The sequence below is a fragment of the Acinetobacter sp. ANC 3882 genome (genome assembly GCF_022549545.1).
Taxonomy (GTDB): domain Bacteria; phylum Pseudomonadota; class Gammaproteobacteria; order Pseudomonadales; family Moraxellaceae; genus Acinetobacter.
On the sequence record NZ_JAKZGB010000020.1, the window covers coordinates 1 to 1,398 of the forward strand.

At 47.4% G+C, this 1,398-nt stretch carries 2 protein-coding genes; both read left to right on the forward strand.

Features of this window, described 5'->3' with window-relative positions:
* A complete protein-coding gene (locus MMO42_RS18080) occupies positions 1-684 on the forward strand; it encodes a 3-oxoacid CoA-transferase subunit A (RefSeq protein ID WP_241321576.1) in 684 nt (227 codons plus the stop codon).
* A gap of 2 nt (positions 685-686) precedes the next feature.
* Positions 687-1,340, forward strand: coding sequence for a 3-oxoacid CoA-transferase subunit B (locus MMO42_RS18085; protein WP_241321577.1), 654 nt, complete (start codon positions 687-689; stop codon positions 1,338-1,340).
* Positions 1,341-1,398: the final 58 nt, after the last annotated feature.

Here is a 1,398-nt window from a genome sequence, read left to right on the forward strand (position 1 = left end):
ATGATTGATAAAAGCAAGCTCTCATTAACCGAGGCGCTATCACAAATCAAAGATGGAGCAACCATCATGATTGGTGGTTTCGGCACCGCAGGACAACCCGCAGAACTGATTGATGGATTGATCGAACTTGGTATCAAAGATTTGGTCATCGTCAATAACAATGCTGGCAATGGCGATTATGGCTTGGCCAAACTGCTTAAAACAGGTGCAGTACGCAAAATCATTTGTTCTTTCCCACGTCAATCAGACTCTTGGGTCTTCGATGAACTCTACCATGCTGGCAAGATTGAACTGGAACTGGTGCCGCAAGGCAATCTGGCTTGCCGTATTCAAGCTGCAGGGATGGGTTTAGGTGCTGTATTTACCCCGACAGGTTTCGGTACCTTATTGGCAGAAGGCAAGGAAACCCGCCAGATCGATGGCAAAGACTATGTGCTTGAATATCCGATCAAAGCTGACTTTGCTTTAATCAAGGCACACAAAGGCGATCGTTGGGGCAATCTGGTTTATAACAAATCTGCTCGTAACTTTGGTCCAATCATGGCCATGGCTGCCGATGTCACTATTGCCCAAGTCTCTGAACTGGCTGAACTCGGTCAGCTTGATCCTGAACATATCATTACCCCAGGGATTTTTGTCCAGCATGTGGTCGCTGTTGATGCTGCCAATGGCACAGGAGAATAAGCATGAGCTATCAAAAATTAAGCCGTGACCAGATTGCTGAGCGTGTCGCACAAGATATTCCAGACGGTGCTTATGTCAACCTCGGCATCGGTCTTCCAACCAAAATTTCCAACTATCTTCCAGCAGACAAAGATGTATTTCTGCATTCGGAAAATGGCTTACTCGCATTCGGGCCGCCACCAGCCAAAGGTGAAGAAGACCCTGAACTGATCAATGCCGGCAAAGAATACGTCACCATGCTGACGGGTGGTAGTTTTTTCCATCATGGTGATTCCTTTGCCATGATGCGCGGTGGACATTTGGATATCGCAGTACTCGGTGCTTTCCAAGTGGCGGCCAATGGTGATCTAGCCAACTGGCATACAGGTGCCGCGGATGCGATTCCTGCGGTTGGTGGGGCGATGGATCTCGCTGTGGGTGCCAAGAAAGTATTTATCACCACAGATCACACCACCAAGCAAGGTGAACCGAAGATTGTTGAAGAGTTGAGCTATCCAGCAACAGGCTTGAAATGTGTGGATCGGATTTATACCGACCTGTGTGTGATTGATGTGACCGCAGACGGTTTAAAAGTGATTGAGAAAGTGGATGGTCTGAGCTTTGATGAGTTGCAGGCGTTGACAGGTGCTCAATTGATTGATGTGACTCAAGGATAATGTTTACACAGCCACTAATTACGGGTTAAAGCAGAGGTTTTTTGTATAGGCAATGCCT